The organism is Ruegeria sp. C9, assembly GCF_056537585.1.
This window is the reverse complement of record NZ_JBQFRU010000003.1, coordinates 326,161-341,313: the sequence shown is the minus strand read 5'-3', so window position 1 is coordinate 341,313 and position 15,153 is coordinate 326,161. Positions and strand designations below refer to the sequence as shown.

Below are 15,153 nucleotides of genomic sequence, written 5' to 3'. Positions count from 1 at the left end.
CTTACTCCACAACTTTTGGAACAGCGAAGAACCCTTCGCGCGCATCGGGGGCGTTGGATAGGACCTTGTCCTGCTGGTTTCCATCGGTGACCACGTCCTGACGACGCTTCAGGCGCATCGGCTCGACCGAGACCATCGGCTCGACGCCTTCGACATCCACTTCGTTCAGTTGCTCGATAAACCCGAGGATATTGTTGAACTCGGACGCCAGCGCAGGCAGCGCATCATCCTCGACCTTGATCCGGGCCAGTTTGGCCACCTTGGCGGCGGTGCTTTGGTCAATCGACATCGGAAACCCTCATCTACGTTAGGGGGCGTTTACCTGCCTGCCGCAACACTCGCAAGAGCGACAGGTGGCAGACGCGGATTCAATCCCAATATCGCCAGCTGCCATGCATATTTGAATGGCTGATATGCAAATAAGTAAACCGATTAGTTCAGTTTTGCCATTGAATAAATGAACCGAACAGTTCACCTCAATATCGTGACGCAACGAGAAATCGGAGACACCTCATGAAAACCCTTCTTCCCGCCTTCATCTTGTCCGCTCTGGTTCTGACCTCGCCCGCCCTGGCTTTGGGTATAGATATGAACAATCTGACCCGAAACCTTAGCTTCCCCGCGCCTGTTTCGGAGCCCGTGACGAGGGACCACACCCAGGCAGGCAAATAACCCTGACCTGCGCGCCGGATCAGTATGCCCCCTCCCGATCCGGCGCTTTTTACAATTGACTGCTGCACCCATTCCAACAACTCGTTAGCATGGTCTTGGATCAAACGCCGAACCACCCGTCAGGTGCAGTTCAGGCGAGCTAACGGAGCAGAGAATGAGCACACGCAAGCAAACCGTTCTGGACGCAATTGACGCAGCAAATGCGCAAGACCCTAATATAGAGGACGGCCAGCCGGTCGAACTGCTTTATGGCCAACGCATGAGCGCAGAGCTGGATCGGCTATTTCCCGATGCGTCGGATGCTTTACAGATCGCCGCACGTGGTCAGCATGTCGAACGCTGGAAGCTAAAGCGCACTGAATACCCCGAAGGACGTGCAGGGTATCTGGCCTGGAGGAAGGCGCAAGGCGTATATCACGCTGACGTTGTGCAAGGATTCATGGAACAGGCTGAATATGGTGCGGACGATATAGAAGCCGTCGGGCAAATGCTGCGCAAACAGGGGATCAAGCGCAATGCCGAGGTACAGGCGCTTGAGGACGTGATCTGTTTCGTTTTTCTGAAATGGTACTTTGAACCTTTTGCCGCCAAGCACTCCGCCGAAAAAATCCAGCGCATTGTTGAAAAAACGGCTTTCAAGATGTCAGCCGAAGGCCGCGCGCGCGTATTGGCTGAATTTGATCTGCCCGAGGCTTTGGCTGCTGCGTTCAGGGACTAACCAATCAGGAAGATGCTTAGGTGGTTCTGATCAATGCCCTGATCCTGCAGCCACCGCAGCTCCGGCAGGTGGATTTCGGATCGCCCGCAGATAAACCTCAATCATCCAGCCCAGCATAACTGCATTCAGAATGTGCCACATAAAATGCGTCCCCGTTGGCAGATACCCGCAAATTGGAGTGTCCAGTGATCGAAAGGTGATCGAGGTGATCAGGACAGTTGCTCCTATTGTCAGCCCACGCGCAGTGTCCGGGGCTTTCCGGCGCAACAGGACCGCATAAATCAGAATCAATAGAGGGACTGGGGCGTATGCCGCCGAGCCACCAAGCCTAGGCACCAACTGGAATAGCGGGATCGTCAGCGCCACGTATGGAAAGAACAGCGCGGTCAAACCCAGCGCGTATCTGTTGCTCAGCCGCCAGACATCGCGATTCACTGCGTAGATGTAAACGAGGATGTACAGCAGAATTGGCGTCACATCCAAGATCGCCGCCCAAACCTGCGCATGGGTATGGAACAGATAGCTGCCAATTCCGATCATCGCCAATATGACAACCAAAGCCATCGCCAACGGTGCGCCCTGCCCGCGCGCCCTTTGCCACATCACAAATGCAGCAATAAGAAAGGCCGCATTGGTAATCGCGTTTATCGGCTCGGCCCAATACGCGGGCGAGAGCCGCTCACAATATCCATCAACATACTGCGTCCAATCCATAGATTTTTACATAGCCGATGCTAGGCTAACTCCAAGCAGAAAATGGGAGGATTCTCTATGGATATCATTTGGCTGGGACATGGCAGCTTTCGCATCGAAACAGCAGGACAAGTCCTATTGATCGATCCCTGGCTGACGGGCAACCCGTCTTTGCCCGAAGATCAGCATGACGCAGCCGTTGCGGGCGCGACGCATATCCTGCTGACTCATACTCATTTCGATCATGTCGTCGATGTGCTGCCGCTGGCCAAACATCTAAACGTGCCCGTGGTCGGGCAATACGACCTGATGGGCTACTGGGCCGAGGCTGAAGGTATTGAAACGGTCGGATTCAACAAAGGTGGCACTGTTGACCTAAACGGTGTCAAATTAACGATGGTGCCTGCCTCGCACAGCTCGACCTTCTCGACGCCTGATGGTCTTCGCACGGGTGGAACCGAGGTCGGCTATATGATCGCGTCCGAGGACCGTATGCTCTATTTCTCTGGCGATACCGACATTATGGCCGACATGGAGTGGATGGGTGATTATTACAAACCCGATATCGGCATCCTTTCGGCAGGCGGCCACTTTACCATGGACATGAAGGGCACTGCCTATGCTGCCAAGCGGTATTTTAATTTCAAGACAGTGATCCCGTGCCATTACAAGACCTTTCCGATTCTCGCGCAATCGGCTCAGGAATTGGCTGACGGGTTACCCGGTGTCGATGTAATCGAGCCCGAGGTCATGCAGGCGATTTCTCTCTGATGCCCGCGTCGGATTTCAGCGCGCAGGAATACGCTGACCGCATTCACAAGACCCGTTCTGCGATGGATCAACAGGGTATCGAGACCTTGTTGATCACGGACCCATCGAACATGGCGTGGCTCACCGGTTATGACGGTTGGAGCTTTTACGTACCGCAGATGGTCATCCTGCCCGCCAGCGGATCGCCCCTTTGGTGGGGCAGAACGCAGGACAAAGCGGGGGCCGCGCAGACCACCTGGCTGGACCCGAGGGACCTGCTGGACTGGCCCGAAGAGCATGTGCAACACCCGGACCACCATCCGGTCGACGCGCTCGTCCTTGCGTTGCGGGATCGCGGCTGGACCTCTGGTATCGGCGTGGAGATGGATAACTATTATTACTCAGCCGCCAGTCACCGCATCCTCGAACGCGCCTTCGGTGCATTGATTGATGCCACAGGGCTTGTGAATTGGAAGCGCGCCGTAAAAAGCGATGCCGAGATCGTAATGATGCGCAAGGCGGGTCAGCTGACCGCACATATGCACGGTGTTCTGCGTGACGCATATCAGGAAGGAATGCCCAAAAACCAACTTGTCGCCGAAGTGCAGGCGGCAGGCATCGCCGGACTGCCCGGCCTAGCCGGAGATTACCCTGCTATCGTGCCGATTGCACCCTCCGGTCGTGAGGCTTCTGCTTCGCACATTACTTGGAACGACCGACCTCTGGCGCGGGATGAGGCGACCTATTTCGAAATCTCCGGCTGCTATCGACGCTATCACTGCCCCGCCAGTCGCAGCCTGTTTCTGGGTGATCCCCCGGATGATATCCGCCGGGCCGAAGCCGCCGTTCTAACCGCTATCGACGACACAATGACCGCCGCACGCCCTGGCATCACCTGCGAAGAGGTCGCGGCTTGTGTCTATGACAGTTTCGCCCGCGCGGGGTATGTCAAAGCCAACCGCACCGGCTATCCCATCGGGCTCAGCTATCCGCCCGACTGGGGCGAGCGCACCATGAGCCTGCGACCCGGTGACACGACGGAATTGCAAGAGAATATGACCTTTCACCTAATGCCCGGCCTCTGGACCCCAGACTGGGGACTGGCGATTACCGAAAGCTTTGTGGTGACGTCAGATGGGGGCAAGCCTCTGGCTGATATCCCACGTGAGATGGTCGTAAAAACTTAACCGCGCTGCGTCGCGAAGAAGCGTTTCAGCAGCGCGGCAGCCTCTTCGGCGGCAATGCCGTCATAGACCTCGGGTCGATGGTGGGCCTGTGGGTGTGAAAACACGCGCGCGCCATGCGCGACACCGCCAGATTTCGGATCGGAAGCGCCGTAGTAGATGCGCCGGATGCGGGCTGCGGCCAGCGCTGCGGCGCACATGGCACAAGGCTCAAGGGTTACGTAAAGGTCATGATCGGGTAAACGCTCGGACCCGGCCGCGGTACATGCGGCGCGCAGAGCCAGAATCTCAGCATGGGCAGTGGGGTCATTCAACTCGCGGGTGCGGTTCCCATCTGCGGCCACCACCTGCCCGTCGGGCGCGACGATCACCGCGCCGACCGGCACTTCACCTCGGTCTGCTGCCGCCTGTGCCTGTTCCAGCGCCTGTTTCATGTGGGATCTGAACTTCATGCCTCTGACTGCCTCAGAAACCCGTCTTTCGCAAGCCGCCGGGATGGGTTATGGCCGGAGGATGACCAATACCCCTCCTCCCGGCGACCGGATCGCCAAAGTGCTGGCCCGCGCCGGTGTCGCCTCGCGCCGCGAAGCTGAACGCATGATCGAAGCCGGACGTGTGACCGTGAATGGCAAGGCGATCAACAACCCTGCGCTGAACGTAACCGCCAAGGACAGGATTACCGTCGATGGCAAACCGGTCTCCGAACCCGAGCCCTCGCGCCTGTGGCTCTATCACAAGCCGCCAGGTCTGGTGACGACGGCGCGTGACGAAAAAGGTCGCAAGACGATTTTCGACGACATGCCCGAGGACATGCCCCGGGTCATGAGCGTCGGGCGGCTCGATCTGAACTCGGAAGGATTGCTGCTGCTGACTAATGATGGCGGCATCAAGCGCAAGCTGGAACTGCCCTCAACTGGATGGCTACGCAAATACCGGGTGCGGGTAAATGGACGCCCCAAAGACGAAGATTTCGAACCGCTGCGCAAAGGCCTGGTAATCGATGGTGAGCGGTTTCAGCCCATGACCGTGACACTGGACCGGCAACAGGGCGCGAACGCTTGGCTGACCATCGGCCTGCGCGAAGGCAAAAATCGCGAAATCCGCCGCGCTATCGAAGATATCGGTTATGTGGTGAACAGGCTTTTGCGGGTTTCTTACGGCCCATTCCAACTGGGCAACCTGAAACCCGGCGAGGTTGAAGAAATCCGCCGCCGTGTCATGCGCGACCAACTGGGGCTGGATGCTGAGGATAGCGGAAAACCCCCGGCCAAACGCCCTGCTCGACCGCAGCGCAAAAGACCAGAAATCGGCAAGAAACCTCGCAAGTGACGCGGGTTATTCAACCTTCCCCCTAGCGCCAAGCCCTCGTATCGCCTAAATTTTCCCTGATGGTCACAGTTGGGGGGCGCCATGTCCGGGACCGGAGTACAAAAATTGGCCTATGCGGCCCTGTTGGTGCTGTTGTTCGGCGTCTGCACCGGTCTGTTGGGGGGCCTGTAGCGAAATGGCCAAACGGTACGGTGGCAAATTCAGCCCAGAAGGCGATGTTTCCTCGCAGGATCAGCCATCGCGTGGCCAATTCGATGGTGCCCGTGTCGAACCGGCAGGTGCACGCGCGAACATCCTGTTTGTCCCGGCGATACCACTGGTGTTTCTGTCTCTGAACGATGGCGCGATCGGAATGACCATAGGCCTGGTTGCGGCAGGGCTACTGACCGCTGCCGCGTTTCTGCTGCGCGAAGGTTTAAGGGCCGAATCCGCTTACAACGCCCGCCGCACCGCACGCAGACCTGCGTTTCCCCGCAAGATATTTTCCAGCGTTCTGACCGGTTTGGGGGCGGCGCTAGCCTCATACCGGACCGAATTTCTGGACGCCGAAACAGCATCACAGGTAAGCCTGCTGGCCCCCATCCTGTTTGGCGCCGCTGCAACGGTTCTACATTCGGTTTCCTTCGGCCTCGACCCAATGAAGGACAAAGGAATGGAGGGTGTCGACACCTTCCAGCAGGACCGTGTCGCACGCGTGGTCGAGGACGCCGAAACCCATCTGACCCAAATGACAGATGCAATAAAACGCGCAGGTGACCGCCGGATCGAAGCGCGGGTCGAACGCTTTCAGGATACAGCCCGCGATCTGTTTCGCACGGTCGAGGAAGACCCGCGCGATCTGGCTGGTGCCCGAAAATACCTGACGGTTTATTTGCAGGGCGCGCGCGATGCGACGGTGAAGTTTTCGGACGTCTATGCACGGACGCGTGATGCGCAGGCGTTGGCGGACTATTCGGCGTTGCTGGACGATCTTGAACAGAATTTCGCGGCGCGGACGCGAAAGATGCTATTGGATGACCGCAGTGATCTGACGGTTGAAATTGATGTGCTGCGCGACCGGCTGCAGCGCGAAGGCGTCCGGTTGGACTGACCGGCTTTTATGTAAGCGAGGATTACCCCATGTCCGATGAGATTAAAAACAAGGCAGTCGAGGCTGAAACGCTGGTGCAGGAAGTCACCGCCGTAGCCCTCCCCGAGCCGCAGGCCGAGATTGTCCCGTTGGAAGAGGCCGACGAACCAGTTGGTGCCGAGATCCGCAAGCGGATGGGTGAGATCGACATGGGCGACACAAACTCGATCGTCTCGTTCGGATCATCCGCACAGGCGGAATTGCAAGAGATCAGTCAGGCCATGCTGGCCGACGTGCGCAACAAGGATGTGGGCCCGGCGGGTGACAGCCTTCGCAATATCGTAACAACGATCCGGGGGTTTTCAGTGAGCGAACTGGATGTGCGTCGCGAACGCAGTTGGTGGGAAAAACTGCTGGGCCGTGCTGCGCCCTTCGCCAAATTCACAGCGCAGTATGAGGACGTTCAAAGCCAGATCGACCGGATTACTGATGATCTTCTGGGGCATGAGCATACACTGCTGAAAGATATCAAGTCTTTGGATCTGCTGTACGAAAAAACGCTGGAGTTCTACGACGAACTCGCACTGTACATCGCAGCGGGAGAGGAGAAGCTGACCGAGCTGGACAGCCATGACATTCCTGAAAAAGAGACCGAGGTTCAGGCCGCGCCCGAAGACCAACAGGTGATGAAAGCGCAGGAATTGCGCGACTTGCGTGCCGCGCGCGATGATCTGGAACGCCGGGTCCACGACCTGAAGCTTACCCGTCAGGTGACGATGCAATCGCTGCCCTCCATCCGTCTGGTGCAGGAAAATGACAAGTCGCTGGTGACCAAGATCAACTCGACCCTCGTCAACACAGTACCGCTCTGGGAAACCCAGCTGGCACAAGCTGTCACCATACAGCGCAGTGCCGAGGCCGCCGCTGCCGTACGTGATGCCAATGATCTGACGAATGAATTGCTGACCTCGAACGCCGCCAACTTGCGCGAATCCAACAAAATGATCCGCGAAGAGATGGAGCGTGGCGTCTTCGATATCGAAGCCGTCAAACAAGCCAATGCAGACCTGATCGGCACCATCAACGAAAGCCTCGCCATTGCAGACGAAGGCAAAGCCAAGCGTGCCGCCGCAGAGGAAGAGCTTAAGAAGATGGAAGCCGAGCTGCGCGACACACTCGCATCGGCCAAGGCGCGACAGGACGGGATCGGCGACAATGCCGGAACGGCTGTTCCCGGATAATGGAAGCAGCGGGCGTGCGGCCATTTCATCGCGCTAAGATTGCAGTATTGGGCTTGTCGCTGCTGGCATTTGCTGGCTGCGATGAGGCATTGACGACGACGATCGCTCCTGAACCTCAACCTGCCCAGCCGCAAGGCCTGAGCAATGCATATCAAGCGCCCTCACCAGCGAGCCTTGATCTCGCGCGATACTATGAAAGCGTACAAAACAACTTGCTGACGCGCGGGTTGCTGAGAACCGATGGCGGTGGCCCTGATACGCCCTATGATGCCGATGATCTGGCTCGGAACTTTGAGACCATAGCGTTTTATAATGAATATCCGGGGCAAGCCGTTGCCAGCGGCAGCAGTCGCACCAGCCGACAGCTTAGTCGCTGGTCGTCGCCGGTTCGCATAAAACCCGAGTTTGGTCCATCGGTTGCACCTGAAGTCCGCCAACAAGAGACCGCCCGAATTGACGCCTACGCCAACCGCTTGTCGCGGCTCACTGGACACCCGGTCTCAACCACCACCCGGAATGCAAATTTCCACGTCTTCGTGGCGGGTGAAGATGATACCGCTTATGTGCAAGCCCGGCTGCGACAACTGATCCCGGGCATAGGGCAGGCACAACTTGACCTCTTCGACAAACTGCCGCGCTCTTTCTATTGCTTTGTGTTCGCATCGGCGTCGAACAGCGCGCCACAGACATATACCCGGGCTGTTGCCCTGATCCGGGCGGAACATCCCGATCTGGTGCGCCTGAGTTGCGTCCACGAAGAGATCGCTCAGGGATTGGGGCTGCCGAATGACAGCCCGTCTGCCCGGCCATCAATCTTCAACGATGACGACGAGTTCGCCCTGCTCACAAGCCATGATGAAAAACTACTAACCATTCTATACGACCCGCGCCTCAAGCCAGGCATGACAGCTGACGAAGCGCGGCCAGTGGTCCGTATCATTGCACGCGAATTGATGGGGCAGTCGCTCTGACCCCGAAGACAGGAGAAATCCAATGGGAATTTTTGATTTTCTGACCGGTGAATTCATAGATGTCATCCACTGGGTCGACGATACGCGCGACACCATGGTCTGGCGGTTCGAGCGTGAAGGACACGAGATCAAATACGGCGCCAAGCTGACCGTGCGCGAAGGTCAAGCGGCGGTCTTTGTGCATGAGGGGCAGTTGGCAGATGTTTTCACCCCAGGTCTCTACATGCTTGAGACAAACAACATGCCGATCATGACGACGCTGCAGCATTGGGATCACGGCTTTCAGTCTCCGTTCAAGTCTGAAATTTACTTCGTTAACACGACCCGGTTCAATGACCTGAAATGGGGCACCAAGAACCCGATCATGCTGCGCGATCCCGAGTTTGGGCCAACACGCATCCGGGCCTTCGGCACCTATACAGTGCGGGTCAAGGACCCGGCGAAATTCCTGGTAGAGATCGTAGGCACCGATGGTGAATTCACCATGGACGAGATCAGCTTTCAGATCAGAAACATCATCGTGCAGGAATTCAGCCGCGTCATCGCAGGCTCGGGCATTCCAGTTCTCGATATGGCGGCGAACACTGCCGATCTGGGCAAACTGATTGCCGCCGAGGTGTCACCGGTGCTGGACGGGTATGGTGTGAGCATGCCCGAGTTCTACATCGAGAACATCTCGCTGCCACCAGCGGTCGAGGCCGCGCTGGACAAGCGCACATCGATGGGGTTGGCGGGCGATCTGGGCAAGTTCACGCAGTATTCCGCAGCTGAAGCGATGACCGCAGCGGCCAACAATCCCGGTCAGGGCGGCGGCATAGGCGCCGGTCTTGGCATGGGAATGGGTATGGCGATGGCACAGCAGATGTCGAACATGGCAGCGGGTCAACCAAGCGGCCCTTGGGGCGGTTCCGCCCCCGCTGCCCCGCAAGCCGCAGCGCCTGCGGCACCGCCACCCCCGCCACCCGTCGAGCACGTGTGGCATATCGCGGTGGATGGCCAGACCAGCGGGCCGTTCTCCAAGGCCAAGATGGGTCGTATGGCAACCGATGGTGAAATCACGCGTGATACCCACGTCTGGACTGCCGGTCAGGACGGTTGGAAGAAGGCAGGCGACGTGCAGGAACTGGCACAGCTGTTCACGATCCTGCCTCCGCCGCCTCCGGGCGCGTGATCTGACATTTGGTAACCTGATTTCGAGGTTCTGTCATGGCGAAAGACGAACACCGTTTCCCCTGCGACCAATGCGGGGCGGATTATCGGTTCAATCCCGGTGACGGAACGCTGACCTGCGATCATTGTGGCAACACCAGAACGATCGGTGCTGGCCCATGGGGTGGTGCGAGTCTGCGAGAGCTGGATTTCGACGCCGCCATCGCGGATCGCTTGCCTGACAGCGAGATTGAAGAAACCCGTGTTCTGACCTGTCCGAACTGCGCGGCTCAGGTTGAGTTTGATCCGAACACCCATGCCGCAGAGTGCCCGTTCTGTGCCACTCCGGTAGTGACCGATACAGGCGTTAGCCGCCATATCAAACCCCGCGGAGTGTTGCCCTTTGCACTGGATGAACGCTCGGCCCACAAGGCAATGGGGGATTGGCTGGGCCGACTGTGGTTTGCACCCAACGGGTTGAAGGAATACGCCCGAAAGGGACGCAAGATGCAGGGCATTTATGTCCCGTATTGGACCTTCGACGCTGATACCAAGTCGAGCTATCGTGGGGAACGCGGTGTGGTGTATTACGAAACTCGCACTGTGATGCGCGATGGAAAGCGCGTGCAGCAACAGGTCCCCAAAGTGCGCTGGACGCCAAAATCCGGACGGGTTGCACGGTTCTTTGACGATGTTCTGGTGTTGGCATCACAATCGCTGCCCAAATCCTATACCGATGCGCTGGAGCCATGGGACCTGCCTGCGCTTGAGCCATACCAGCCGGAATATCTGGCCGGTTTCCGCGCCGAGGCATACACGGTCGAACTGCGAGAAGGTTATCAAGAGTCCCGCGCGCATATGGCACGGGTGATCGAGCGTGACGTACGGTTCGATATCGGAGGCGATCGTCAGCGCATTCACGCTGTCGACACCGAAGTGCGAGATGTCACATTCAAACACATCCTTTTGCCGGTTTGGATGGCGGCCTACAAATACCGCGGCCAGACCTATCGTTTTGTGGTCAATGGCCGGACCGGCCGCGTTCAGGGTGAGCGTCCCTGGTCCGCAATCAAGATTACGATCGCCGTGGTTCTGGGCCTTCTCGTTGCGGCCGGCGTCGGGTATCTGGTGGCAACTGGACAGCAATAACGCTGATAAGCAGAGCACGCTCATGGAACCTACTCCTCGGCATGCCTGAAAGGAGATGTTGAATTGCACCTTGACGCTCTGAACGCGCTCTTGGCCGATCGTTTTTCTTGCCGTGCCTTTCGCACGGACCTGGTGCCGCGCGAACAGATTGAACAGATCGTCGCCAGTGCTGCGCGTGTTCCAAGCTGGTGCAACGCGCAACCCTGGCAGGTCGTCATCACCAGCGGGGCCGAGACAGACCAGTTTCGGGACGCGTTGCAACACGAAGCTTCGCACGTTGCGCCTACTCCGGACCTACCCTTTCCAACCGGCTACTCCGGTGTTTATCAAGAGCGCCGTCGCGCCTGTGGCTGGGCCCTCTACAAAGCGGTTGGTATCGAAAAAGGTGATCGCAGGGCTTCGGCGCAACAGATGATGGAAAACTATGCTCTGTTCGGCGCCCCACATTGCGCCATACTGTCCAGCCCGGCTGAACTGGGCCCTTACGGCGCGATGGATTGTGGTGGCTTCGTGACCGCATTTTCACTGGCGGCGCAGGCCCTGGGTCTGGCTTGTATCCCGCAGGCAGCGGTAGCGGCCCATGGCGCATTTCTTCACCGTTACTTCGGGATATCAGAAGATCGCTTGATTCTGTGCGCGATTTCGTTCGGATATGCGGATATGGATCACCCGGCGAACGCGTTCAGAACGGAACGTGCCGCGCTGGATGAAGTGATCGATTGGCACGAATAGCAATAGAATACAGGACCTGCAGATGCGCGCCTTACTTCAACGAATTTCCAGTGCCTCGGTCAAAGTCGATGGAACAGTGATCGGGCGATCGGGCCCCGGATTGATGATTCTGGTTTGTGCGATGCAGGGGGATGGAGAGAAACAAGCTGATCAATTGGCTGAAAAGATCGCAAAGCTCCGTATCTTCAAGGACGACGCGGGAAAGATGAACCGGTCGATATTGGACATTGAGGGCTCGGCCCTGGTGGTCAGCCAGTTCACCTTGGCAGCTGACACATCGCGTGGAAACAGGCCTGGGTTTTCCGGGGCCGCCCCGGCGGCTGAGGGCGAACACCTCTACGAGGCGTTTGTACACAACCTTTCATCGCGGGGCATTCCGGTTGAGACAGGTGCGTTCGGAGCTGACATGGCGGTAGAGTTGGTCAATGACGGACCAGTCACAATTTGGATGGAAAGCTGATGCAGAGTTCGCAAAAGGCACAGGACATTTGGCGCGCAGGTGTGGCGGCGGTTGATGGATATCGCGCAACGCTGGAGGCCACTCAGGCGATCGAAGCCCCAGATCAGATATTGGCCGTTGGAAAAGCCGCAGGGGCCATGGCCCGTGCCGCCGTCGAACGGTTTGGCCCAGTGCCCACTCTGGTGGTTACCAAGGATGGCCATGGCCACGACCTGCCTAAGCATATTGTGGTGATTGAAGCTGCACACCCGATTCCCGATGCCCGCAGTCTGAAGGGTGGGCAGGCATTGCGCGAAACGGTTGAGGCGATGAAACCCAACAGCAAGCTGCTTCTGCTAGTTTCGGGAGGGGCTTCTTCGCTTGCCGAGGACCTCTTGGCCGGTGCGACATTGGATGATCTTGAGGCCCTCAACCAAAGACTGCTGAGTGAAGGCCTCGACATCGGCGCGATGAACACGGAACGGCGCAAGCTGTCCCGGATCAAGGGTGGCGGTTTGTTGTCGGCATTCTCGGGGAAAAGTGTGACCGTTCTGGCGATCTCGGACGTCCCGGGTGATGATCTGGGTGTTATTGGCTCCGGTATCGGATCGTCGCCTGAAGAACCGGAGTTTTCTGCCCACACCGCGATAATCGCATCAAACGCACACGCGCGCGACGCCGCAGCATTTGCGGCGGAGAACTCAGGCATCAAGGTCCTCGGCAACGAAGAAGCGATGCACGATGACTATCTCTCGGTTGCAGCTAAATTAGGAGATCGGCTGCGGAATATGCCCAAGGGCGCCATGGTATTTGGCGGCGAACCAACCGTGGTCCTACCTGATGCGCCAGGGCGCGGTGGGCGTAATCAGGCCCTTGCTCTAGCACTCGCGCGCGAAATCGCAGGGCAATCTGATTTGACCGTCATCGTCGGAGGAACAGATGGCACCGACGGGCCAACAGATGCAGCAGGCGCCATCGTTACCGGCGACACTTGGTCTGATAAGGCGCAAGCGTATCTGGACAATGCAGATAGCGGCAGTTTCCTCGACAAGGCGGGGGCGCTGTTGGTCACGGGACCCACAGGAACAAACGTAATGGATCTGATTGTTGCAATAAAAAACTGATCCGGGACCCTGACCCCACCCATCCGAAAAACCCACCCGATAGAATCACTTAGAGGCCGGACTGGCGTTTGATCTGTGGAACGAAAGTTCATGCAAAACTGACCAGGCAACTATCGGATAATTTGTTCAGGTCAGAGTAAGTAGTTAGGAATAAGGGGTTTTGGATTTCCAAAGGCTCATAACAAGATCATCTGGCGCGATCAAAGGCGGAACCTCCCCATTATTTCAAGAGATTTGCACTTGCCCGCTGCCCTGAATTGCACCTAAGTTGACTCATGCGTCAATAAAAAGCCCACCAACGGGCTGAACATCCTATCAACTGGGAGAAATCTGGATGAACGAACAACTCACTCACATGTCAAAGCAGGTCACAGCTGGAAAGCTGACCCGCCGTGAATTCATGGGTAAAGCAGCGGCACTGGGTGTCTCGGCCGCAATGGCAAGCACTATGTTTGCCGATGCCGCACGTGCCGCTGGTCCGAAAAAGGGCGGCGATCTGAAATTCGGTTTGCAGGGTGGTGAATCGACCAACTCACTTGATCCAGCAACCTACGCAAGCTCAGTCCCGTTCCAGAACGGCAAGCAGTTCGGAGACCAACTGGTCGAAGTGGCGCCCGACGGAACCATCGAACCGCGCCTGGCTGAAAGCGTCGAAGGAAGTGCAGACGCCAAAGTATGGACGTTCAAGCTGCGTCAAGGGGTCGAGTTCCACAACGGCAAGACCATGACCAGCGAAGACGTGCTGAAAACTATGCAGCGTCACTCGAACGAAGATTCCAAATCAGGTGCCTTGGGCATCATGAAAGGCATCGAGTCGATGAAGGCCGATGGAGATAATTTCCAAGTCACACTGACCGAGCCGAACGCGGACCTGCCGTATCTGATGGCCGACTATCACCTCATCATTCAGCCCGATGGCGGCATGGATAATCCGGCGGCAGGTATCGGCACCGGCCCGTACAAACTAGAAGTGGACGAACCCGGCGTCCGTCACTTGTTCACCAAGAACGAAAACCACTGGAACAGCGATTTCGGCAATTTTGACAGCGTAGAAATTGTTGTGATCAACGATGCGACGGCACGGACCGCTGCACTGCAGTCCGGACAGGTCCACGCCGTCAACCGCGTTGAACCCAAAGTTGCCGACCTGTTGGGCCGTGCGCCTAACCTGACGGTGCATTCAACCGCTGGTCGCGGTCACTATGTCTTCATCATGCATTGCGACACGGCTCCGTTTGATAACAATGAACTGCGCACCGCACTGAAGTACGCCATCAACCGCGCGGAATTGGTTGACAAAGTTCTGCGCGGCTATGGCTCGATCGGGAATGATATGCCGATCAATTCAGCCTATCCATTGTTTGATGAAACCATCGAACAGCGCGAATTCAGCGTTGAAAAGGCTGCAGAGCACTATAAGAAATCTGGTCATGATGGCTCTCCGATTATTTTGCGCGTTGCCGATGGTGCGTTCCCAGGTGCTGTAGATGCTGCTGCTCTGTTCCAGCAGACTGCTGCACAGGCTGGAATTCCGCTTGAAATCAAGCGTGAGCCCAATGATGGCTACTGGTCCGAGGTTTGGAACGTTCAACCCTTCTGTGCGTCTTACTGGGGCGGCCGTCCGGTTCAGGACCAGATGTACTCGACTGCATATCTGTCGACCGCAGACTGGAATGACACGAGGTTTAAGGTTCAGGCGTTTGACGACTTATTGTTCGCGGCAAAGGCGGAACTCGACCCTGAGAAACGCAAAGCCATCTACAGCCAGATGGGTCAAATGGTCCGCAACGAAGGCGGCCTGATCTGCCCGATGTTCAACGACTTTGTCGAAGGCGTCAGCAACCAGCTGGATGGATGGGAATCTGACCCGACGCAAGAGATGATGAACGGCAACATATCTCGCAAAATGTGGTTCGTCTAAAACGGGCTACGG

17 protein-coding genes are annotated in these 15,153 nt (G+C 57.4%); 14 read left to right on the top strand and 3 right to left on the bottom strand.

All coding sequences use genetic code 11. The features are described from left to right. Window position 1 precedes the first annotated feature (1 nt). Window positions 2-289, bottom strand: a complete 288-nt coding sequence (gene gatC, locus ACR0NE_RS09960; protein WP_170392224.1) for an Asp-tRNA(Asn)/Glu-tRNA(Gln) amidotransferase subunit GatC — start codon at window positions 287-289, stop codon at window positions 2-4. A 224-nt stretch (window positions 290-513) separates the two neighbouring features. Here gatC and ACR0NE_RS09955 point away from each other — a divergent pair, with 224 nt between their 5' ends. Both ACR0NE_RS09955 and ACR0NE_RS09950 read left to right on the top strand, forming a co-directional pair. Continuing rightward, window positions 514-672 carry a hypothetical protein gene (locus ACR0NE_RS09955; protein ID WP_170401611.1) on the top strand — a complete coding sequence of 53 codons (159 nt, stop codon included), beginning with the start codon at window positions 514-516 and terminating at the stop codon, window positions 670-672. 154 nt (window positions 673-826) lie between these two features. After that, a complete protein-coding gene (locus tag ACR0NE_RS09950) occupies window positions 827-1,390 on the top strand; it encodes a DUF4202 domain-containing protein (RefSeq protein ID WP_170512391.1) in 564 nt (187 codons plus the stop codon). Window positions 1,391-1,420: 30 nt separating this feature from the next. On the opposite strand, the gene ACR0NE_RS09945 is transcribed toward ACR0NE_RS09950, so the two are convergent. Further along, window positions 1,421-2,104: a ceramidase domain-containing protein gene (locus tag ACR0NE_RS09945; protein ID WP_170512393.1), complete on the bottom strand. Its 684-nt coding sequence runs from the start codon at window positions 2,102-2,104 to the stop codon at window positions 1,421-1,423. 57 nt (window positions 2,105-2,161) lie between these two features. On the opposite strand from ACR0NE_RS09945, the gene ACR0NE_RS09940 reads away from it, so the two are divergent. Both ACR0NE_RS09940 and ACR0NE_RS09935 read left to right on the top strand, forming a co-directional pair. Then, window positions 2,162-2,854 carry a metal-dependent hydrolase gene (locus ACR0NE_RS09940; protein WP_170392232.1) on the top strand — a complete coding sequence of 231 codons (693 nt, stop codon included), beginning with the start codon at window positions 2,162-2,164 and terminating at the stop codon, window positions 2,852-2,854. Then, window positions 2,854-4,020 (top strand): M24 family metallopeptidase, encoded by a 1,167-nt coding sequence (locus ACR0NE_RS09935; RefSeq protein WP_170563974.1) that lies wholly within the window; start codon window positions 2,854-2,856, stop codon window positions 4,018-4,020. Before ACR0NE_RS09940 ends, ACR0NE_RS09935 begins: the two co-directional genes overlap by 1 nt. Here ACR0NE_RS09935 and ACR0NE_RS09930 read toward each other — a convergent pair. Further along, window positions 4,017-4,469 (bottom strand): nucleoside deaminase, encoded by a 453-nt coding sequence (locus ACR0NE_RS09930; RefSeq protein ID WP_170594657.1) that lies wholly within the window; start codon window positions 4,467-4,469, stop codon window positions 4,017-4,019. The two genes, ACR0NE_RS09935 and ACR0NE_RS09930, sit on opposite strands and share 4 nt — an antisense overlap. Window positions 4,470-4,530: 61 nt before the next feature. On the opposite strand from ACR0NE_RS09930, the gene ACR0NE_RS09925 reads away from it, so the two are divergent. The 10 genes from ACR0NE_RS09925 (at window position 4,531) to ACR0NE_RS09880 (ending at window position 15,141) form a co-directional block, all read left to right on the top strand. After that, window positions 4,531-5,346 (top strand): pseudouridine synthase, encoded by an 816-nt coding sequence (locus ACR0NE_RS09925; protein WP_480459616.1) that lies wholly within the window; start codon window positions 4,531-4,533, stop codon window positions 5,344-5,346. A 175-nt stretch (window positions 5,347-5,521) separates the two neighbouring features. After that, on the top strand, window positions 5,522-6,436 hold the full coding sequence (locus tag ACR0NE_RS09920) for a 5-bromo-4-chloroindolyl phosphate hydrolysis family protein (protein ID WP_170401630.1): 915 nt from the start codon (window positions 5,522-5,524) through the stop codon (window positions 6,434-6,436). Between the two features lie 29 nt (window positions 6,437-6,465). Then, the gene (locus tag ACR0NE_RS09915) at window positions 6,466-7,656 is read left to right on the top strand and encodes a toxic anion resistance protein (RefSeq protein ID WP_170420695.1); all 1,191 of its coding nucleotides are present in this window, start codon (window positions 6,466-6,468) and stop codon (window positions 7,654-7,656) included. Continuing rightward, window positions 7,656-8,627, top strand: coding sequence for a DUF2927 domain-containing protein (locus tag ACR0NE_RS09910; protein ID WP_170594653.1), 972 nt, complete (start codon window positions 7,656-7,658; stop codon window positions 8,625-8,627). Before ACR0NE_RS09915 ends, ACR0NE_RS09910 begins: the two co-directional genes overlap by 1 nt. 22 nt (window positions 8,628-8,649) lie before the next feature. Then, the gene (locus ACR0NE_RS09905; RefSeq protein WP_170594651.1) at window positions 8,650-9,798 is read left to right on the top strand and encodes an SPFH domain-containing protein; all 1,149 of its coding nucleotides are present in this window, start codon (window positions 8,650-8,652) and stop codon (window positions 9,796-9,798) included. A 35-nt stretch (window positions 9,799-9,833) separates the two neighbouring features. Continuing rightward, entirely contained in the window at window positions 9,834-10,925 is a 1,092-nt protein-coding gene (locus ACR0NE_RS09900) for a TFIIB-type zinc finger domain-containing protein (protein ID WP_170594649.1), read from the top strand. A 63-nt stretch (window positions 10,926-10,988) separates the two neighbouring features. After that, window positions 10,989-11,657 carry a nitroreductase gene (locus tag ACR0NE_RS09895; protein WP_170594647.1) on the top strand — a complete coding sequence of 223 codons (669 nt, stop codon included), beginning with the start codon at window positions 10,989-10,991 and terminating at the stop codon, window positions 11,655-11,657. A 22-nt stretch (window positions 11,658-11,679) separates the two neighbouring features. Further along, complete coding sequence (gene dtd, locus ACR0NE_RS09890; protein WP_170594645.1) at window positions 11,680-12,117, top strand: D-aminoacyl-tRNA deacylase; 438 nt, start codon at window positions 11,680-11,682, stop codon at window positions 12,115-12,117. Beyond that, complete coding sequence (locus ACR0NE_RS09885; RefSeq protein ID WP_170594643.1) at window positions 12,117-13,220, top strand: DUF4147 domain-containing protein; 1,104 nt, start codon at window positions 12,117-12,119, stop codon at window positions 13,218-13,220. The genes dtd and ACR0NE_RS09885 overlap by 1 nt, the downstream gene beginning before the upstream one ends. Before the next feature lie 334 nt (window positions 13,221-13,554). Then, window positions 13,555-15,141 carry an ABC transporter substrate-binding protein gene (locus ACR0NE_RS09880; RefSeq protein WP_170594641.1) on the top strand — a complete coding sequence of 529 codons (1,587 nt, stop codon included), beginning with the start codon at window positions 13,555-13,557 and terminating at the stop codon, window positions 15,139-15,141. The last annotated feature ends 12 nt before the right edge of the window (window positions 15,142-15,153 follow it).